The sequence below is a fragment of the Mesoflavibacter sp. genome (assembly GCF_964226795.1).
Lineage (GTDB): Bacteria > Bacteroidota > Bacteroidia > Flavobacteriales > Flavobacteriaceae > Mesoflavibacter > Mesoflavibacter zeaxanthinifaciens.
Genome location: NZ_CAXQQP010000002.1, coordinates 149,882 through 171,285 on the forward strand (window position 1 = coordinate 149,882; position 21,404 = coordinate 171,285).

Here is a 21,404-nt window from a genome sequence, read left to right on the forward strand (position 1 = left end):
AATGAAAAACAAGAGTTTTGATGTCACAAAATCGTCTGGTAAAAAAGTAAGTTTTTCAATAGATAAACTTAAACATTCATTAAAAAAAAGTGGAGCAGATACTAATTTAACTAACCAAATTGCAGATAAAGTTAGAGATGAAATCTATCAAGGTATAAGTACAAAAGAAATATATAATCGTGCATTTGCGCTTTTAAAATCTAAACAAAGTCATATTGCCTCCAAATACAAATTAAAAAAAGCAATCTACGAACTTGGTCCAACAGGCTTTCCTTTTGAGCGCTTTGTTGCTGCAATTTTCAATGCAGAGCAATATAACACTAGTGTTGGCGATGTAGTTTCTGGTATTTGCGTCTCTCATGAAATAGATATTCTTGCCTCAAAAAATAACAAAACCCTATTAGTAGAATGCAAATTTCATGGTGAGCAAGGATTAAATTGTAATGTCAAAATTCCGTTATATATATTCTCTAGATACAAAGATGTTCAAGATAAATGGAATGATAATCAAAATAAAACTTCTACTTTATCAGAAGGTTGGGTCGTTACTAATACTAGGTTTACAGAAGACGCTAAAATTTTTGGTAATTGTGTAGGTTTAAAATTACTTAGTTGGGATTACCCTCACAATAATAGTCTTAAACAACGTATAGATAAGTATAAGTTATATCCAATAACAGTTTCTACTTTACTAACAAAAAGAGAAAAACAATTTTTATTAAATAGAGATATAGTACTTAGTAAAGACTTACTAAATGATTATTTCTATTTAGACCATTTAGGTGTTTCTACTACCCGAAAAAAAAGAATTTTAAACGAATTTAACTTATTATGTAATTCTTAACAAATGTCCAATACAGCCAAAATAACGTTTTTAGGAGGAGCAAAAACCGTCACTGGATCAAAGTTTTTAATCGAAGCTTATGATACTTCTATAATGATAGATTGCGGCGTTTTTCAGGGATTAAAAGAATTACGCCAAACCAACTGGAATGATTTACCCATTAATGTCAAATCCATAGATACAGTATTACTTACACATGGACATTTAGATCATGTTGGCTATTTACCAAGACTAATCAAACAAGGTTTTACAGGTACAATTATTGGTACTGCACCGACCTTAGCTATAGCCGAAATTATTTTAAAAGACAGTGCTAAAATACATGAAGAAGAAGCTAAAAAAGCCAACAAAGAACAATTTACTAAACATCATCCTGCTTTACCTTTTTATACTATAAAAGACGTAGAAAACACCATTTCTAAATTTGAAGTCCAAACAGAAGCCAAATGGATTAAAATAAATAATCATATTTCGTTTAAATTTAATTACAACGGACATATTATAGGTGCTACTTTTATAGAAATTGATATTGAAGGTAGACGTTTTGTCTTTTCTGGAGACATTGGTCGTACAAATGATTATCTTCTTAAAGAACCCAAAAGACCAAAAGAAGCAGATTATATATTTTTAGAAAGCACCTACGGAAACAAATTACACAGTAAAGAAAATATAGAAATCCTATTAACCACTATCATTACAGAAGTAATCCATAAAAAAGGTAATCTAATCATCCCTAGTTTTGCGGTAGAAAGATTACAAACACTTATGTATATTCTGTTTAAATTATATCAAAAAAACAAAATACCTAATATCCCTATTTTTGTAGATAGTCCAATGGGCAATAATGTTTTAGAAGTTTTTAAACTTTTCCCTAAGTGGCATAAACTATCAGAACAAGACTATCATGCTATGTGTAGACATATCAATATTATTACATCATATGCAGATACCTGGAAAACCATTGACGATCCTAGATCTAAAATTATCATTGCTGGTAGCGGTATGGTTACTGGCGGTCGCGTACTTACCTATTTAAAACAACTCATAGACATCAATACAACAAGTATATTATTAGCTGGTTATCAAGCCGAAGGTACCAGAGGAAGACTTATAAAAGATGGTGCTCATGAAGTGAAATTTTTCGGAAAATACCATAAAGTCAATGCAAAAGTATACAGTATAGACAGTCTATCAGCACATGCAGATCAATCTGAAATATTAAACTGGCTAAGCGCTATTGAAAACACACCAAAAAAAATATTTTTAATTCATGGTGAAGCAGCTTCTATCGATAATTTAAGGTTAAAAATCAAAGATCAAATGGGTTGGAATACACATATTCCATCTCTTTATGAAAGCTTAGAAATCGATTTATAACCTCTTAAATACATGATAATTATCATTTTTATTTAAAGCATATAAAAGTATCTTAAAAAAATAATTATTAACCCTTAAACAATATAAAATGAAAACTAATAAAGGAAAACTAGTAGAATGGTTTAGCGCAGAGCGCATGCACGAAATGTCAAAAAATTGGCTATCAGATCTTAATTTTATTAAAGATGAACAATTATTTTTAGAAGAATTAATTACAAATTATACCCAAAAAATTATAAGCAATAACGATTTAGAGCGTGCTCAAACTGCAACAACAGCATTATACAGAACCAAACGTGGTAATGAAAAACTAATTAATAACTTAATTAAACACGAACAAGAACTTGAAATTATCGTAAACGGTATTGATGAGCTTGAAGAAGAATATAAATACAAAAAAGAACACAGAGAATTTACCTCTAAAATAAGTGAGTTTTTTCATGATTATAAAGCTGTGAAATTTGAAATTTTTAGCTTAATTAAAGATTTAATGAAAACAGATAAAATGAAAAATCTTATCAAATAAAATAATGAGACTACTTTTTTTAAATATAATTTTAATACTTCTGTTAAGTTGCGAAAACACGACGCAGCTAAAAGATTATTGGAAAAACCCAGATTTTGAAACCTATAATCCAAAAAAAATACTAGTTATTGGTATGACTAAAGATGATGAAGCTAGACATTTATTTGAATCTCATTTTCAAACACAACTACAATTAAAAGATCTCAAAGTAGACAAAAGTCAAAACATTTTAACTACCGATTATTTAAATAAAAAGCATACTGAAACAGAAATAAATAAAATTGAAGACTCGTTAATCAAACTTAATTACGATACAGTAATTTTTTCTAGAATAGTTGGTGTAAAAAATAAGATTAAATATTCTGAAGAGTATTATAAAACACATACATACAAACACAACTTTAAAGACGACTTTTTAAAATATCAAGACCAGTTTTATAATCCTTCATATTATGAAAATTACAATGTTTATAATGCCGAAACTAGCATATATTGTTTATGTCCTAGTAAAGAACGTACATTAATCTGGAAAGGTTATATAGATATTGTAGATCCTAAAAACATAAATGATAGTATAGAAGATTATATAAAACTACTTATCTTAGTTTTAGAAGAAGAAGCTATAATACCAACACCAAAATAGTATGTTATCTAAATATTTTGGTGTCTTTTTACTCTTAGTCTTACTTGCCGAAATTTTAGGCACTGTTGGTGGTTTTGGCTCGTCAGTATTTTTTGTACCAATTGCTAACTTCTTTTTAGATTTTCAAACTGTTTTGGGTCTTACAGCCTTGTTTCATTTATCTAGTAATGTAGTTAAAATAGCATTCTTTAAAAAAGGAATTGACAAACAAGTTATCCTATACTTAGGTATACCTGCAGTAATTTTTGTAATTATCGGTGCTTACGTAAGTCAGTTTTTTAACACCAAAATACTTACCTATTTTTTAGGCGGATTTTTAATTGTACTTAGTCTTATCTTTTTAATTTTTAAAGAATTAATAATTAAAGCATCCAACAAAAACGCCATTTTAGGAGGTGTTTTATCTGGTTTTAGCGCAGGTTTATTAGGTACAGGCGGAGCAATAAGAGGCATAACACTTTCTGCGTTTAAAATGAATAAAGAAAAATTTATTGCTACTTCTGCAATTATAGATTTAGGAGTAGATTTAAGCAGAAGTGTTGTGTATTACAATAATGGTTACATACAAAAAGACATATTATACCTCATCCCTATTTTACTTGTAATTAGCGTTATTGGAACTTATATTGGTAAAAAAATACTTAATAAAATATCTCAAGATCAATTTAGAAATTTTGTTTTAATCCTAATCTTAATTATCGGTATCTCTAGTTTTGTAAGTCTTTGGTTTTAATCGTGAAGAATAAACAAAGGTACTTTTGCTACTTTACTATGTTTTGTAATTGGTGATCCTTTAAATAATCTTTCAAAAAAAGTAGTTTGCTGTATAATAAATACTTCAAAATCTATAGTGTTTGTTTGCACATAAGTATCTACAATATAGTGTAATGGCACATTAGTAATATTGAAATAGCTATAGTTTTCTTCAGAAAAGTTTGAATTTAAAACCTCAACATCTGCCTCTTTAAAGCTATCATTTTCAGTTTCTATAACTCTAAGAACATGAAATTTAGTTTCTTTATTATATAAAAGACTAGAAATTAAGCTTAATCGTGATTTATTTAAATGATCTTTTTCGTCTAAAGGAATTAAAACTTCGTTAGGTGTTTCAAATTTAAAATCCTTTGGAATGACTAGCGTTGGACATTCAACTTTTCTAATTACATTAAGTGTATGACTACCAAAAACAACCTCATCTGCACCTGTCACACCGTTAGTTCCCATAACGATTAGGTCTATATTTTGAAGCTGTATTAACTGATTGATTGCATCTGTAAACACATCGTAATCTACATGAGAGTTTATAGTATGCTTATCGTTTTTATATGACGTTTTTAAACTGTTTACAAGGTCTTCTAAATCTTCTTGTGGCGACTTTACGATACTTGCATACAAATTATCTGTGCTACTTGTCATTAGATCTGCAGACGTAAATGCAGACGCTTTATGCACGTAAACTAAATGAAAAGTTGTTTCTTTATTTTCAAATAACTGTAAAGCATAATGAATAGCGTTTTTTGAAGTTTCAGAAAAATCGGTAAGTAACAGAATGTTTTTCATATAAAATAGATTGGTTTTGAGATTTCAATTCAGCATGAAATTCAAAAAATAAAGATAAGAAGAAATTAGTGACAATTAATAGCGCCTTCTACCATTTCTACAACAGGAGCTGGAGAAATATAAGGAATACCAAGACCTAAACCTCTTAAAATAAATAGCGCACCAATAATCACAACAAAAACAGGTATTGCCTTTTGGATGCGTTGTTTGGCTTGTACATTTAAAAATTTACCTAAATAAATAGCGCTAGTCATTAAGGGTATTGTGCCTAATCCAAAAAAGAACATATATAAACTACCTTGCCAAGATGTACCAGTTGCTATTGCTCCAAAAACTGCCATATAAACTAATCCGCAAGGTAAAAACCCGTTTAAAAAACCAATGGTTAAAAAAGTATCTGCGGTTTTCTTTTTTAAAGCTTCACCCATTTGTTTTTTTACAAAAGCTACCGCTTTGTAAATAGGTTTTACTACAAAGTTTTGTCCTATTTTTTTATACGGAAACACAACAACAACTATCATTAAAACGCCAATAATGATAGAAAGTCGTTGCTGTAAACCAAAAATATATAAACTTTTACCAATTAAACCGAAGATTAAACCAATAATACTATAAGCTAGTAAACGACCAATGTGATAAGCTGTAATTTGAGATATTTTTTTAAAAGAATTACTCCTATCAACAGGCAACATAAAGGCAATAGGACCGCACATTCCTACGCAGTGAAAGCTTCCTAATAAACCAAATATGATAGCCGTAAGTAGCATTTTAATATAAAATTTCTTCTTTATAAAGGTAGTTGTTACCTTTGTAATTCCAATCTATTTTAATGTTCCAACGACCATCTAACAAACGTTTGTCAGGTATGAGCAAATTGTGGTTAGACAGAGAAATTGTGGTTTCAAAGTCCAATTGTTTATTAGATGGTCTATATAGGAACACTTTACCTGAAATATTACTTGGCTCTAAATTTTCAGGAAAACTGATTAGCATGCCTTTTTCTGTTTTTTGCCACTTCAAGTTAGCAGACAGTGTTTTGGCATTTTTTTCTTTATCTATATCGTTTTGATATTTTAATTCTTGTTTATAGTAATCTTCTGTAACTAAATCATGATCTAACTTCTTGTCAGTATTCATATTGATAACAAAGTACATTATAAAGCTAATAAAGCCAATAAATGCAATTACAATTCCGGTTCCCCAATTAAGTTTCATATCTCTAATATTTTTATGGCATTACCTTACGCAAGCTTCAGGTCAGGCTTTCGGTAGTCGCGCTTTACAAGGCGCTCCAACAATACCTCAATCCTTAATGCAAGGTGTACTTGCCATTATTTATTTATTCTTTCAATGTTTATATTTTAGAAACTTCTAGGACCTAAAAAGTTAACCTTAGTTGTTTCTATTAATTTGTCTTTGCTATAAATTTCAATAGTTAATTCGGTCTTATCACCTTTTAATAAACTTTGGTCAAGCTCTATAAATAAAGTTCCTTCTTCTAGACCTTGTTTAGGCACTGTTACTGTATTTTCTGTAGATACTAGTTTTACAGTACCTTTATAACCTTTTAATTTAAAGCTAACGTCTTCAACTGGCTCTGTTGTTTTATTTACCAATTTATAGGTAAATACGTTACTTATAATATTGTTTTCTTTATGCTCGTATAATTGTCCTGGTAACCTTAATACGCGTGCTTCAAGTTCGTTTCTTAATTGAAGCATCGCAATTAAAACACCTATTAAAACTGTTAATACTACAATGTAACCTTTAAGCCTTGCTGTAAGCTTAAATGGCTCTTTGTCTTCAATATTAGCTTCGCTTGCATACCTAATAAGTCCTGTTGGTAAGCCAACTTTTTCCATTATTGTATCACACTCGTCAATACAAGCTGTACAGTTAACACATTCTAATTGTGTACCGTTTCTAATATCAATACCTGTAGGACAAACATGTACACATTGAAAACAATCAATACAATCTCCATGTCCTAAAGCTTCTCTGTCTTCATCCTTACGCCATTTTTTGCGTCCATTTTCACCTTCTCCACGTTTATGGTCATAGGCTACAACAATAGATTTAGTGTCTAAAAGCACACCTTGTAAACGACCGTAAGGACAAGCAATGATACATACTTGCTCTCTAAACCAAGAGAAAACAAAGTAGAAAATACCTGTAAATATTAGTAACGGAATTAATGTACCTAAATGCTCAAGCGGACCTTCTTTGATATATCCTAAAAGCTTATCACTACCAATTAAATAAGCTAAAAAGATATTAGCAATTAAAAATGAAATAATTACAAAAATAGTGTGTTTAAGAACTCTTTTTCTTATTTTTTCGCTAGTCCATCCAGATTTTTTAAGTCTTAATTGTTTTCCTCTATCACCATCAATCCAATATTCTATACGTCTAAAAACCATTTCCATAAAAATGGTTTGCGGACAAATCCAACCACAAAAAATACGACCAAAAGCTACAGTAAATAGAGTAATAAAAATTACACCTATAATCATTGAGATTACAAACAGGTGAAAATCTTGAGGCCAAAACGGAAAGCCGAAAATATTAAAACGACGCTCCAAAACATTGAACATTAAAAACTGATTACCATTTATTTTTATAAACGGTGCTGCAAATAAGAAGGCTAGCAAAAAGTAACTTACGTACTTTCTGTAATCATAAAACTTACCGCTTGGTTTTTTAGGAAAAATCCATGCGCGTTTTCCTTCTTCGTTTATTGTTGCAATCGAGTCTCTAAAACTCTCGTTGTTTGGAGCTTCCATTTTAACTTATTATTAATCGTTATTTTCTGCTGGAGTAGATGTTTCTACTTCAATAACTTCTGTTTCTATAACTTCTTCTGGCACTTCTACATTATCAACGCCTTCTGGTTTCCAAATATCTCCTTCTGGTTCTTTTGGATTTGCTGGTGTTGTACCTTCTAAAGACAATACATAACTAGCTACTTGCGCCATTTCTATTGGTTTTAAATCGTTTTTCCAAGAAATCATTCCTTTTCCAGATCGTCCACCTTCTGAAATGGTGTGGAATACATTTTTAATTCCACCTCCTAAAATCCAGTAGTTATCTGTTAGGTTTGGACCAATTCCTCCTCCACCATCTGCCATGTGACAAGCTACACAGTTAGCATTAAAGATTGATTGACCAGCTTTTAAATCGGCAGCATCTGTTAATAACGTTACCGTATTAACATCGACTAAATTTTTAGCTGTTTTCTTATACTCTTCTATTTCAATTTTAGCTTGTGCATATTCTTTTTCTAATTCTTCTGCTGCAAAATCTGCTGTTCCAATAACATGAAATCTTACTAAGTAAACTGCTGCAAATACAATTGAAATATAGAATGACCATACCCACCATGGTGGTAAGTTATTATCTAACTCTTTAATACCATCGTAATTGTGGTCTAGGATAATTTCATGTTCTTCCTCAATTGGTTTTTGTTTACCTTTTAATTTATCGTAAATGTTATTTAAGGCTTTAAATTGAGGCGTTTTTGTTTTACTAGCTAAGTAACGTTCTTTACCAGCTTCATCTAAACTTTGGAAAAGCACGTTTTCTATAGAACCTACTATTCCTTCTATTGCTATAAGTACTAATAAAATTAAAAGTAAGAACAGCATGATAACAGGATACTTTAAAAAAGCTGGCTCGTCTCCTGAATCCACGAAATACTCGATTAATCCGAATATTGTGAAGAATATTACAGGAACTCTTACATATGATGGGAATAAATTTCTCATGATTCTGATTCGTTTTGGTTGTCTAATTCTAATGGTATATTACTTACTTTAGAGATGTAGTCTTTTTTGGCGGTGATTACCCACCAAAAAAGAACTACAAAAAATCCAAAGAATATAAGAAGTGATAATATTGGGTATATCTCTACACCTGCTATTGTCTCTAAATGATTTTTTACAAATTTCAACATGACGTATTAGTTTTGAGCTGTTGTTTCTTCTGTTTGTTCTACTTTAATATCTGTACCCAAACGTTGTAAGTATGCTATTAAAGCAACAATCTCTCTGTTTTTCATTTCTACAAAGTCTGCACCAGCATTTTTCTTACTTGCTTCGTAAGCAGAAGCAAAATCTGGATCGCTGTAAAGGTTTTTCTCTATTTGAGTACCTTGTTCAGTCATTTGAGCTTGAGCATTTGCAATATCTTCGTCCGTGTAAGGTACACCTAAAGATACCATTGCACGCATTTTAGCTTCGGTTTGAGATTTATCAAGCTCATTATCAATTAACCATTTATAGGCTGGCATGATTGATCCTGATGATGTACTTTGTGGATCATACATATGGTTGAAGTGCCAGTTATCATTATACTTTCCACCTAATCTATGTAAATCTGGACCTGTACGCTTACTTCCCCAAAGAAATGGGTGATCGTAAACAAATTCTCCTGCTTTACTGTACTCTCCGTAACGCTCAACTTCACTTCTAAATGGGCGTACCATTTGAGAGTGGCAACCTACACAACCTTCACGTATATAAATGTCTCTACCTTCTAATTCTAACGGTGTATAAGGCTCTACACTACTAATAGTTGGAACATTAGATTTTACCATTATTGTCGGTACAATTTGAATAATACCACCAATTAGAATTGCGATAGTAGCATAAATAGTTAATCTAATTGGTTTACGTTCTAACCAAGTATGCCAACCTTCTCCAGCTACACGTTTTTTAGATACACGTTGCAATGCTGCTGCTTCAGCAAGTTCGTCTTCTACTTTACTACCTTTAGCAATAGTAACAACAATGTTGTATACTAAGATTAACATTCCTGTAAGGTATAATGTACCTCCTATTGCACGCATCCAGTACATTGGGATAATTTCCGAAACAGTTTCTAAGAAGTTACCATACACTAACGTACCATCTGGATTAAATTGTTTCCACATACTAGCTTGAGTAAATCCAGCAACATACATTGGTAACGCATACATTATAATACCTAAGGTACCAATCCAGAAATGTAAATTGGCTAATCCTACCGAATGTAATTTAGTTTTAAATAACTTTGGTACTAAATAATAAATCATACCAAAGGTTAAGAAACCATTCCATGCTAAAGCACCAACGTGAACGTGAGCAATAATCCAATCTGTAAAGTGAGCAATTGCATTTACATTTTTAAGAGAAAGCATTGGTCCTTCAAATGTAGCCATACCGTAACCCGTAATTGCAACTACCATAAATTTAAGCACTGGATCTACACGAACTTTATCCCAAGCACCACGAAGTGTTAATAATCCATTAATCATTCCTCCCCAAGAAGGCATTAATAACATTACAGAGAATGTTGTTCCTAAACTTTGAGCCCATTCTGGTAAAGCGGTATATAATAAATGGTGTGGACCAGCCCATATATAAATAAATATTAAAGACCAGAAATGTATAATTGATAATCTATAAGAATACACAGGTCTATTGGCTGCTTTTGGTACAAAGTAGTACATTAAACCTAAAAATGGTGTTGTTAAGAAAAATGCTACCGCATTATGACCATACCACCATTGTACCAATGCATCTTGTACACCTGCATAAACTGAATAACTCTTAAATGCACTAACAGGTAATTCTAAACTATTAAATATATGTAATACTGCAACAGTAACAAACGTTGCTATGTAAAACCAAATTGCAACGTATAAGTGACGTTGACGACGTTTTAACATAGTACCAATTAAGTTAACTCCAAATGCAACCCATATAAGCGCTATTGCAATATCAAAAGGCCATTCTAACTCGGCATATTCTTTTGATGTTGAAAACCCTAAAGGCAAAGTAATTGCAGCACCGACAATAATTAACTGCCATCCCCAAAAGTTTATGTTGCTTAGTAAATCGCTAAACATTCTGGCTTTTAATAATCTTTGCGTAGAGTAATAAACACCTGCAAAAATTGCGTTACCCACAAATGCGAAGATAACAGCATTGGTATGTAATGGTCTTAAACGACCAAAACTTAACCATGAAATCCCATCTGTCATATTTGGGAATAAAAACATGAAAGCTAAAATTAGTCCCACTAGCATACCAACTACTCCCCAGAGCATTGTTGCATAGAGAAACTTTTTAACAATCTTGTTATCGTAATAAAATTGTTGCATTTCCATAATAATTGTGATTAGTCTTTGTTGTTTTTAGTTATTGTTTTGTTTGATTTTATAAGTTCGTCTTCAAAAAGCATTCTTACAGATGGTGTATAACCATCGTCAAATTGCCCGTTCCTTACAGCCATAATAAAGGCTACAAAGAAAATTACAGCTACAATAATGCTTACCGTTAATAATATATATATAACACTCATACCTAATTAGAAGTTATGTTTCAAAATTACTTTAGAAGTCTTGTTTAAAAGATGATATTTATCATGTTTAAAATTATTTTAGTTTTCGTCCAATCCAGTTTGTAGCTATTGTTGTGAAAATCACAATACTTATAGAACTTAAAGGCATCAATATTGCTGCAATTACTGGCGCTAATTGTCCTGTAACAGCAAAATATAATCCTATAACATTGTAAAAGAATGACAGCAAAAAGCTCCATTTTATAATTTTTAATGCACTTTTTGAAGCCTTGATATAACTATATAAATGATTAAACTTAGAAGCATCTAATATGGCATCGCAAGCTGGAGAAAACACATTTATATTTTCTGAAATCACTACACCAACATCACTTTGTGCTAATGCTCCTGCATCATTCAGTCCGTCACCAACCATAAGTACTTTTGCGCCTTCAGTTTGATGGTATTTTATGTATTCTAACTTATCGTCTGGTTTTTGATTAAAAAGCAGCTTGGTTTTTGATGGCAATAGTTTTTTAAGGTTTTCCATTTCTCCTTCATTATCTCCTGAAAGAATGGCTAAATCGTAATTCTTTTTTAGCTTATTAAATAACTTGGACAACCCTTTACGATAGCTATTATAGAAGGTGAATTTTCCTTTATAAATACTATTAGAGCTTACGTGAACAGCTGTATTTAAAACCTCTGTTTCTGCTTGATAACCAACAAATTTTGCAGAGCCTATTTTTATATTTTTTGAAGCATGGGATGCTTCTATACCTTGTCCTAAATGTTCTTTATAAGTATCTAAAGTAATAATATTATGTTCGTCTAAAATATCATAAAGACTTCTACTTAAAGGATGATTAGATCCTCTTAAGGTATTTTTTAATAAAGTTTCTTCTTCTGTGGTAAGTGGCAAACCTTCATATTTTGCTTCACTTTTTTTGTTTGAAGTAATGGTTCCTGTTTTATCAAAAATTATCGTGTTTATGTGCGATAATTGTTCTATTACAGAAGCGTTTTTTAAATAGAACTTTTTCTTACCAAAAATACGCAACAAGTTTCCGAAGGTAAATGGAGCCGATAACGCTATAGCACAAGGACAAGCAATGATTAAAACAGCAGTAAACACATTCATCGCTTTAGAAGAGTCTACATAAAGCCAATATGCAGTTGCTATAAAAGCTATACTTAAAATAATGATTGTAAAACGCTTACTTATAGCGTTTGTTAGCGTTGTAAAACCATCTTCTTTATTTTTATTAAACACATCGTTACTCCATAATTGTGTTAAATAACTTTGCTCTACGGACTTTATGGCCTCCATTTCTATAACGCCCGAAGTCTGCTTTCCTCCAGCAAATAATTTATCTCCAGACGCTTTTTTAACTGGTTCAGATTCGCCAGTTACAAAACTGTAATCAATTTTTGCGCTTCCGTTAATTAAAATTCCGTCTACGGGAATTAACTCTTGATTTCTTATTAATAATCGGTCTCCTTTTTCTATATCATAGACTTGAACTGGCACTTCTTCATTATTAATAATTTTTGTAACTGCAATTGGGAAGTACGATTTATAATCGCGCTCAAAAGATAAAAATGAATAGGTTTTTTGCTGAAAGAATTTACCAAGTAACAAGAAAAATATCAACCCTGTTAAGCTGTCAAAAAATCCTGATCCGTAGTTGAAAATAATTTCTATTGTACTTCTTAAAAACAATACTATTGCACCTAAAGCAATTGGTATGTCAATGTTTAAAATTCTGGTTTTAATAGCTTTATACGCCGAAATAAAATAATCTTGTGCAGCATAAAACACTACAGGTAACGAATACGCAAACATTAACCATCTAAAGAGATGTTTGTATTTTTCTAGCCAATACTCATCTACCTCAAAATACTCCGGAAAAGACAAAAACATGACATTGCCAAATGCAAAACCAGCAACACCAAGCTTGTATATTAAGCTTCGATTAACGTTTTCTTTTCCTGTTTTATAATCGTCTAAACTAATGTATGGCTCGTAACCTACAGAGCTAAGAAGTAATACTAATTCTTTTAAGCTAAACGTTTCTGTATTATACGTTGCTCGTACAGTTTTTTTTCCAAAATTGACTTGAGATTGAGAAATAGCAGGATTTAATTTGTTTAAATTTTCTAAAATCCAAATACAAGAACTACAATGTATATGCGGAATGTAAAGCGTAACAATTTGTGTTTTACCATCATCAAACTCTACTAATTTTTCAATAATTTTTTCTTGAGAAAGAAAATCGTACTTACCTTCTATCTCTTTAGGAACAGCTCCTGGCGAAGCTTGAAGGTCATAATAACATGTCAAATCGCTTTCCGAAAGGATTTCGTAAACCGTTTTACAACCATTACAACAAAACACTTTTTCATCTTTTGTTATTTTGGTATCTGCACATGTATCACCACAATGATAACATACTTTTGCATCCATAATTTGCTCTTTTATACCTGTAACAAAGGTTACAATTAAGCTGAAGATATTTTATGATATTTGTCATATTATGTATAATTTTGGAACATTAGTCTTTTAGGTATGAGCAAATGTGAACAATGTATTGTTAGGCAATTTAATAGTTTAAAGGCCTTAACAAAAGAAGAGTTAATGCGTGTTTCTGCATGTAAAACAACTCAAATCGTTAAAAAAGGAGATAACATTTTTGAAGAAGGTGATTCTTTAAATGGTATTTACTGTATAAGAGATGGAGTTTGTAAATTAACTAAGTTAAGTGAAAATGGTAAAGATCAAGTTGTAAAACTTGCGCTAAAAGGCGGAATGATTGGTCAACGCTCTTTAGTTAGTGGAGAACCATCTAACCTTACTGCAACTGCTGTAAATGATATGCAAGTTTGCTTTGTTCCTAAAAGTGAAATTATCCAAGATTTACAGAAAAACCCTAATTTTTCTATGGACGTATTAAAAAATATGGCCAAAGATTTAAAAAACTCTGATGATCAGCTTGTAGACATGGCACAAAAAACGGTAAAGCAACGTCTTGCTAATACGCTTGTTTACATTCATCAAAAATTTGGGAGTGATGAAAATGGTTTTTTGGTTTTAACCTTATCTAGAGAAGATTATGCCAGTATTGTTGGTACTGCTACAGAAAGTGCTATTAGAATCTTATCTCAATTTAAAAAACAAGGATTAATTAGTACAAAAGGAAAGCAAATAAAAATTGAAGATGAAACTGGTTTACTTAGAGTTGAATAAACAGTAAAGGAATTTTAAATAAAAAAGGTGCAAAAAAATATTTGCACCTTTTTTATTATAGTTAGTTATTCAGGTAAATTTTAATTATTGATAAATCTTTATATAGTCTATAATAAATTGTTGAGGGAAAATTGAATCATCCACATCTGGTCCACCAAAACTACCTCCAATAGCCATATTTAGAATAACAAAAAATGGTTTATTAAAAGGATAATTCTTTTCATTTTTTTCTTCAGGTGAAAAAGTATACACCAACTGATTGTCTATATAAAATTGAATAGCATCTTTGCTCCAATTTGTTTTATAGACATGAAAACCTTCTTCAATATTCTCTAAAGTTTCTACATTAGTATTTATAGATTGACCAAAACTAGATGGTGTATGTAAGGTTGTATGGATCTGATGAGGTGTTTTACCAACATACTCCATTATGTCAATTTCGCCACAAGCAGGCCAACCAACTTCTTCAATATCTGATCCTAGCATCCAGATTGCTGGCCATAAACCATGTCCAAGAGGTAATTTTGCTTTTACCTCTACAGTACCGTATGTAAATTCTACTTTATCTTTAGTCGTTATTCTTCCAGAATAATATTTAGTTGAATCTTTTGTAGCTGTAATTACTAAATTACCATCTTTTATAGATACATTTTCTTTCGTGTAATATTGTCTTTCATTATTTCCCCAACCACAAAGGTTTGGACAACCATTACCTAACTCGTAATTCCAATGAGTTTCGTTAAGATTTTCAGTATTAAAGTCTTCAAAAAAAACAATATTTTCTTGCTCCTTTTTTTCACAAGAAAATATTGTTACTAGACTAATTATAATTAATAAATGTTTCATTTAAATTTTAAATTCTGATGATAATTTTGCTGAAGAATCTCCTCCAACAAATACTTTGAAATCTCCTTTTTCAACAATAAATTCACCTAAATTATCATAGAACCCAAGTTCATTTTCTGTTAAAGTAAAAGTTACAGTTTTTGTTTGATTTGGTTCTAATTCGATCATTTCAAAACCTTTTAACTCTCTTATAGGTCTTGTTACACTTGCAAATAAGTCTCTTATATACAATTGAGTTACTTCTTTTCCTTTGTAATTACCTGTATTGGTGATTTCAACAGAAACTTTAACCGTTTTATTTTCACTAAAAGTATTTTCTACTTTTAAATTATCATATTTAAACGTCGTATAACTTAAACCAAAACCAAATGGATAAAGCGGTTGGTTGGTTTGATCTGAATAATGCGACCAAAATACCTCATCTGGTGCTGGCATGTTTGGTCTTCCTGTACTTTTATAATTATAATAAATAGGGACTTGATTGACGTTTTTAGGAAACGTCATTGGTAATTTACCACTTGGATTATAATCACCAAATAGGACTTGCGCTATTGCATTACCACTTTGACTACCTAATTGCCATACTTCTAAAATTGAAGGTATATTTTGATCTGCCCAATCTATTGCTAATGGTCTACCGTTATGTAATACTAAAACTATGTTTTTATTTACTTTGTAAACAGCTTCTAAAAGTTGCTGTTGAACGCCTGGAAGACTAAGGTTTGCTCTACTTCTACCTTCACCAGATTGCATACCGTGTTCTCCTAAAACCATAATTACAACATCCGAAGATTTTGCTAAAGCTAAAGCTTCTGCAAAACCAGAAGTATCATCTTCATTAATTTTTACTTCTTTGGCAAATGATGTGTTTTCTATAATTACATCTGCGCCTTTAGCGTATGTAATTATATTACCTGTATAGTTTTTTAAACCTTCTAAAAGTGAGATAGCAGAACCTTCTTCTGCAGCTAATCTCCAGTTTCCTAAAGGACTTGTTTTATCGTCTGCTAAAGCACCAATAACAGCTATTTTTTGACCTTCTTTTTTTAACGGTAATAACTGATTTTGATTTTTTAAAAGAACTATAGATTTTTTTGCAACATCTAAAACGGTGTTATTAATAGCTTCGCTACCTATAATTTCTTTTTCTCTATCTTCATTACAATATTTATAAGGATCATCAAATAATCCTAATTCAAATTTAACTTTTAGAATACGTCTTACTGCATCGTCAATTAAGGCTTCATCTACCTCACCTTCTTTAACTAAAGCAGCTAAATGTTCTACGTATAAATACGATTCCATATCCATATCTGAGCCAGCGTTTGCAGCATATTTTGCAGCTTCTTTTCCGTCTTTAGCGTACCCATGTGCAATCATTTCTGCTATTGATCCCCAATCTGAAACTACAAAACCATCAAAATTCCATTTTTCTTTTAAGATGTCTCTTTGTAACATTTTGTTTCCTGTTGCTGGAATTCCGTTTAACTCGTTAAAAGAATTCATAAATGTTCTAACTCCTGCATCTGAAGCTGCCTTAAAAGGAGGTAAAATAATATTATTTAAAGTTGAAGTACCTACATCTACAGTATTATAGTCTTTACCAGACTCTGCAAATCCATAACCTGCAAAATGTTTAGCGCAAGCTGCTATGGTTAATGGTGATGATAAATCTTCTCCTTGGAAACCTTGTACTCTAGCTACCCCGATTTTTGAACCTAAAAACGGATCTTCTCCTGCGCCTTCCATAACACGTCCCCAACGTGCATCTCTAGATATATCTACCATTGGAGCAAACGTCCAATTAATACCTGATGCTGCAGCTTCTTTAGCGGCAACTTCAGCAGAGCTTTTTATAGCTTCTAAATCCCAGCTTGCTGCTTCTGCTAAAGGGATTGGACTTGTAGTTTTAAACCCATGAATAACATCAAAACCTATAATTAAAGGAATACCTAATCTAGATTCTTCAACTGCTATTTTTTGAACAGCTCTGACATCTTTAACGCCTTTTACGTTAATCATTGAACCTACATAACCTTTACGAAGATGCTCATATTTTATTTCGGCTTCTCCATCTGAAGGCGCTGGTCCTGTTACATCCCAAAACCCATTATATTGATTCATTTGGCCAATTTTTTCTTCTAAAGTCATTTTAGAAAGCAAAGCTTCAACCTTATCTTCAATAGAAAGCGTTTTAGAGGTTTTTATATCGTTTACTGACAGGTTACTCTCGTTGTTTTTACAAGATGTAAAGAAAATAACACAAATCAATAGTGCGTTTAATATATTATAATTCATTTTCTATTCGTATACTCTTACATAATCAATTTCCATAGAGCTTTGTGTAAAGGCTGGATCAATATCGCCTCCAAAAGTTCCGCCCATAGCTACATTTAAAATTAAGAAGAAATCACTATTAAATGGCGAAGATCCTGTATTAGCATAGGTATGATACACTACATCATCTACAACAAATTTTATTGCTGTCGGAGACCATTCTACTGTATAATTATGAAACTCTGTACTAGCTGTGTCTACTGTAGTAGATCCTGTGTCTGCATTACCTGCAAAAGCTTCTGGATAATGCAAAGATCCGTGAATTGTATTTTGATCATTCCCTACATGTTCCATAATATCTATTTCTCCACAAGCTGGCCAAGCATTGGTATCATAATTAGCACCAAGCATCCAAATTGCAGGCCAAGTTCCGCCACCAGTTGGTAATTTTGCTCTTACTTCCACTCTTCCGTAAGTAAACTCATACAGATTTTCTGATTTAATTCTTGCAGATGTGTAACCAGAACCTGTATTAATTGCTGTTATTATTAAGTTTCCGTTAGAAACCTCAACATTTTCAGAGTTGTTTGTGTAAGATTGAGCTTCTTGATTTCCCCATCCGTCTACACCTGTTCCTAAATCATAAGTCCATTTTGTTGGGTCTGGAGCACCATCTACATCAAATTCGTCTTGCCAAGCAAGTGTATTATAATCTGAAGTAAATCCTTGTGTTGGTTCTTGCGTTGTAAAGGTATGATACCATGCTAAATCTGGATTTTGAGAATCTATACATCTAACTTTTAATAAAGACGATGTTAACTCGATAATTTCATAACTAGATGCCCCTACATAGTACCCCATAAAATTGTCGTTAGAAAAGTTCATTACTGTTCCTCTAGATGTAAAATCTGGGTCTGGTACAGTACTCCAATCTACAGAAGTTGGCGCAAGTGAAACTATACTTGTTCCTGATGTATCAAAGTCATAACAAAAGTCATAACCTGCACTTCCTCCAACAACAGACTCATAAGCACCATTAAAGTAAGTTTGTCCGTTGTTATTAAGTTGATATGTTAATTGCTCGTTTGTATCTAAAGAAAAAACTAATTGATCTTCATAAATACAACTACTTTCGCCAGAACCAGCTTTTTCAAAAGGTTGTGCTGCATACCATTGCGGATACCAATATCCTTCACCGATTGAGCCATTAGCAGGTCCAACACCTAAATGAGCTGTTTCTGCTGCTGCCCAATACCATATTTTAGAACTACCAGCTCCTCCTGATAGTAATTGTTTAGCTTCTAAATCGTCAAAAGAGCTAAACACATCAATAGTTATGGTTCCTGTTGTTGCGTTTCCTCCTCTTCCTATTGCACTTACAACAACGTTATAAGAATTTAAACCTACTAAACTAAATCGATGATTTGCTACTCCTGATGGGAAAACACCATTTTGTCCGTCTCCAAATTCAAAATTATAGGTAATAGCATTATCTGCTGTTGCAGTTAATATTACCATACCACTTCCATCACCGTTAGGGTTATTTGCATCTACGCCAATAATTTCGGCACTAATTTGTAAATTAGTTGGTGCAGTTATTTCTCCAAATTCCGCATCATCTTCTTGACAACTAAAGGTGAAAAGTGATAACGCTAGAATGAATAATAGATTTATTTTTAGATTTTTCATCATAGTAATTTTTAAATTTTAACAAGCTTATATTGCCAGAAAACTCCAGCACCAGCTTCTACATAAACAGTCATTGTATTTGCATCAACAAATGTTACATTGTAAGTAATTGAAGTTGGCACAGCAACATTTGGCAATTCTCCTGCATTATTTGCTTTAGCTAAACCGATGTAAGCACCTGTACCGTTAACAGTCACGGTTCCTGCTGCGCTATCATAAGTGTAAGTTGCAGACGCAGAACCATCATAAGGAGCTACTGGTGTACCACAAGCATCGCTACCACCTTGCCAACCTTCAACCCAAGTGTCTGTTCCTAATACATTACTAAAACTTCCGTCAGAATTAAACACATATGTATCGTCGTAATAACATGCTCTTTCTGTTACACAAGCATCATCACAATTCCACCAACTTGTATCTCCTACTGCTGGTCCAACTCCTAATGCGCCAGCTTCTTCTGCCATCTTCCAAGTTCCTTCAATTGGTGATGAAGTTGCTCCAACTCTTTCTAATTTATATTGCCAGAATACACCAGCGCCAGATTCTACATAAACACTAATTGTATTAGCGTCTAAAAACGTTACATTATAAGTTATTGAACTTGGTACTGCTACGTTTGGTAATTCACCAGCATTATTTGCTTTAGCTAAACCTATATAGGCACCTGTACCATTTAACGTTACAGTTCCTGCTGCACTATCGTATGTGTAAGTTGCAGAAGCTGACCCATCATATGGTGCTACTGGAGTACCACAAGCATCGCTTCCACCTTGCCAGCCTTCAACCCAAGTTTGAGCACCTAAAACATTATTAAATGTTCCGTCTGGATTAAATACATAAGTATCATCATAATAACATGCACGATCTGTAACACAAGTAGCATCACAATTCCACCAGCTTGTATCTCCTACTGCTGGTCCTACACCTAATACGCCTGCTTCTTCTACCATTTTCCAAGTTCCTTCTAATGTGTTTTGAACTGTTGGTGCACGATAATAATATAAATTGTCTATAAATACAGTACCAGACCCTACAAATTTAAACTGATGAATATCGTTCATTGATAAGCCTTGAGAAGTAAAATCTGATATAGGAATATCAAAACTATTCCATTGGTCTGCTACTAAGTCTAAAGTTACTTGTTGCTCTCCTGTAGCGATACTTATAGGAAATACTTGAATATTTGGTGCATCTGTTGTCCATACATCTATATGTAAATATTCCATTGCTGAAGCATCTACAGTTTCTCCATATTGTATACCTTGATAGTTTAAGTTACTATATTGAATAGTTGCATCTCCATTGATATCTAACTCGTTAAAAGTTGTTGCTTGTCCCCAATTAGGATAATAATCTGTACCAGAAATGTCTGTGTAATATCCAGAATAAATTGAAATGACATCTGCATCTGCTCTTGCTGGTTGCGAAGGAGCTGCATTTAAGGGTTGAAGTATAGCTGTTACTTCAAATTCTTCCGTGTAAACAGTAGTTTCAATAGCTGCACTAAAAGCTGTTACTATAATAGTATAAATACCTGCATCTGTGTACTGATAACTGTAAGGCTCTTCAAAATTAGTCATAATAGGATCACTACCATCACCAAAATTAACCTCGTAAGATAATGCAAAATCTGCGTTTGCATTAATGTTTACTTGCTTAGATATTGTTGCATCATTTTCTATAGTAACTACTAAATTTTGTGGTGCTTGAAAAGACACAACTACTTCTTGTGTTACGGATGTTGTTTTTCCGTTTAATCCTGTAGCGACAATAATAGCGTTATACACGCCTTCTTCATATGTATGCTGTGTACTTTCGCCTGGATTTAAATCTTCTGACAACTCAGAACCGTCACCATAGTTTACTTTAAAACTTACTACACCTTCACCTAATGGTGTAATTGTTACCAAGCCTGTATTATCTTGTGTTACGGTTATTAATGCCGAAACATTTTTTGGTGCTTCTATTTGATTTACATAGTTTGTATCATCATCTTCATTAGCACATGTAAACACTAACAAAACAGCCAAAAAAGATGTAAGGATGTACTTAAAATTTTTCATTTTTCTAATTT

The 21,404-nt window shown here is 32.2% G+C and carries 19 protein-coding genes; 6 read left to right on the forward strand and 13 right to left on the reverse strand.

What is annotated here, in order from left to right:
* The first annotated feature begins 1 nt into the window (after window position 1).
* The 5 genes from ACEQT4_RS00930 (at window position 2) to ACEQT4_RS00950 (ending at window position 4,123) form a co-directional block, all read left to right on the forward strand.
* Window positions 2-844, forward strand: a complete 843-nt coding sequence (locus ACEQT4_RS00930) for an ATP cone domain-containing protein (protein WP_370225586.1) — start codon at window positions 2-4, stop codon at window positions 842-844.
* Window positions 845-847: 3 nt separating this feature from the next.
* Window positions 848-2,221, forward strand: a complete 1,374-nt coding sequence (locus ACEQT4_RS00935; protein WP_370225587.1) for an MBL fold metallo-hydrolase RNA specificity domain-containing protein — start codon at window positions 848-850, stop codon at window positions 2,219-2,221.
* A gap of 88 nt (window positions 2,222-2,309) precedes the next feature.
* The gene (locus ACEQT4_RS00940; RefSeq protein ID WP_370225588.1) at window positions 2,310-2,747 is read left to right on the forward strand and encodes a hypothetical protein; all 438 of its coding nucleotides are present in this window, start codon (window positions 2,310-2,312) and stop codon (window positions 2,745-2,747) included.
* 4 nt (window positions 2,748-2,751) lie between these two features.
* On the forward strand, window positions 2,752-3,390 hold the full coding sequence (locus ACEQT4_RS00945) for a hypothetical protein (RefSeq protein ID WP_370225590.1): 639 nt from the start codon (window positions 2,752-2,754) through the stop codon (window positions 3,388-3,390).
* A 1-nt stretch (window position 3,391) separates the two neighbouring features.
* Window positions 3,392-4,123 (forward strand): sulfite exporter TauE/SafE family protein, encoded by a 732-nt coding sequence (locus ACEQT4_RS00950; RefSeq protein ID WP_370225591.1) that lies wholly within the window; start codon window positions 3,392-3,394, stop codon window positions 4,121-4,123.
* Here ACEQT4_RS00950 and ACEQT4_RS00955 read toward each other — a convergent pair.
* From ACEQT4_RS00955 to ACEQT4_RS00995, 9 genes are all read right to left on the reverse strand, one after another.
* Window positions 4,120-4,950, reverse strand: a complete 831-nt coding sequence (locus tag ACEQT4_RS00955; protein WP_370225592.1) for a universal stress protein — start codon at window positions 4,948-4,950, stop codon at window positions 4,120-4,122. The two genes, ACEQT4_RS00950 and ACEQT4_RS00955, sit on opposite strands and share 4 nt — an antisense overlap.
* 65 nt (window positions 4,951-5,015) lie before the next feature.
* Entirely contained in the window at window positions 5,016-5,717 is a 702-nt protein-coding gene (locus ACEQT4_RS00960) for a sulfite exporter TauE/SafE family protein (RefSeq protein WP_027879822.1), read from the reverse strand.
* A gap of 1 nt (window position 5,718) precedes the next feature.
* Complete coding sequence (locus ACEQT4_RS00965; protein WP_370225594.1) at window positions 5,719-6,165, reverse strand: FixH family protein; 447 nt, start codon at window positions 6,163-6,165, stop codon at window positions 5,719-5,721.
* A 146-nt stretch (window positions 6,166-6,311) separates the two neighbouring features.
* Window positions 6,312-7,733, reverse strand: a complete 1,422-nt coding sequence (ccoG, locus tag ACEQT4_RS00970; RefSeq protein ID WP_370225595.1) for a cytochrome c oxidase accessory protein CcoG — start codon at window positions 7,731-7,733, stop codon at window positions 6,312-6,314.
* Window positions 7,734-7,745: 12 nt separating this feature from the next.
* Window positions 7,746-8,714 carry a cbb3-type cytochrome c oxidase N-terminal domain-containing protein gene (locus ACEQT4_RS00975; protein WP_106678554.1) on the reverse strand — a complete coding sequence of 323 codons (969 nt, stop codon included), beginning with the start codon at window positions 8,712-8,714 and terminating at the stop codon, window positions 7,746-7,748.
* The gene (locus ACEQT4_RS00980; protein WP_027879818.1) at window positions 8,711-8,902 is read right to left on the reverse strand and encodes a cytochrome c oxidase subunit IV; all 192 of its coding nucleotides are present in this window, start codon (window positions 8,900-8,902) and stop codon (window positions 8,711-8,713) included. The genes ACEQT4_RS00975 and ACEQT4_RS00980 overlap by 4 nt, the downstream gene beginning before the upstream one ends.
* Before the next feature lie 6 nt (window positions 8,903-8,908).
* A complete protein-coding gene (gene ccoN, locus ACEQT4_RS00985) occupies window positions 8,909-11,098 on the reverse strand; it encodes a cytochrome-c oxidase, cbb3-type subunit I (protein WP_304145295.1) in 2,190 nt (729 codons plus the stop codon).
* An 11-nt stretch (window positions 11,099-11,109) separates the two neighbouring features.
* Window positions 11,110-11,292 carry a cbb3-type cytochrome oxidase assembly protein CcoS gene (gene ccoS, locus ACEQT4_RS00990; protein WP_336127087.1) on the reverse strand — a complete coding sequence of 61 codons (183 nt, stop codon included), beginning with the start codon at window positions 11,290-11,292 and terminating at the stop codon, window positions 11,110-11,112.
* A 73-nt stretch (window positions 11,293-11,365) separates the two neighbouring features.
* Entirely contained in the window at window positions 11,366-13,738 is a 2,373-nt protein-coding gene (locus ACEQT4_RS00995; RefSeq protein ID WP_370225597.1) for a heavy metal translocating P-type ATPase, read from the reverse strand.
* A 102-nt stretch (window positions 13,739-13,840) separates the two neighbouring features.
* On the opposite strand from ACEQT4_RS00995, the gene ACEQT4_RS01000 reads away from it, so the two are divergent.
* A complete protein-coding gene (locus tag ACEQT4_RS01000) occupies window positions 13,841-14,518 on the forward strand; it encodes a Crp/Fnr family transcriptional regulator (RefSeq protein WP_336127089.1) in 678 nt (225 codons plus the stop codon).
* A gap of 84 nt (window positions 14,519-14,602) precedes the next feature.
* Here ACEQT4_RS01000 and ACEQT4_RS01005 read toward each other — a convergent pair whose 3' ends face one another.
* The 4 genes from ACEQT4_RS01005 to ACEQT4_RS01020 are packed head-to-tail and all read right to left on the reverse strand — an operon-like array spanning window position 14,603 to window position 21,393.
* A complete protein-coding gene (locus tag ACEQT4_RS01005; protein ID WP_370225598.1) occupies window positions 14,603-15,364 on the reverse strand; it encodes a family 16 glycosylhydrolase in 762 nt (253 codons plus the stop codon).
* A complete protein-coding gene (gene bglX / locus ACEQT4_RS01010) occupies window positions 15,365-17,662 on the reverse strand; it encodes a beta-glucosidase BglX (RefSeq protein ID WP_370225599.1) in 2,298 nt (765 codons plus the stop codon).
* A gap of 3 nt (window positions 17,663-17,665) precedes the next feature.
* Window positions 17,666-19,330 carry a glycoside hydrolase family 16 protein gene (locus ACEQT4_RS01015; protein ID WP_370225601.1) on the reverse strand — a complete coding sequence of 555 codons (1,665 nt, stop codon included), beginning with the start codon at window positions 19,328-19,330 and terminating at the stop codon, window positions 17,666-17,668.
* Between the two features lie 11 nt (window positions 19,331-19,341).
* A complete protein-coding gene (locus tag ACEQT4_RS01020; RefSeq protein ID WP_370225602.1) occupies window positions 19,342-21,393 on the reverse strand; it encodes a hypothetical protein in 2,052 nt (683 codons plus the stop codon).
* Window positions 21,394-21,404: the final 11 nt, after the last annotated feature.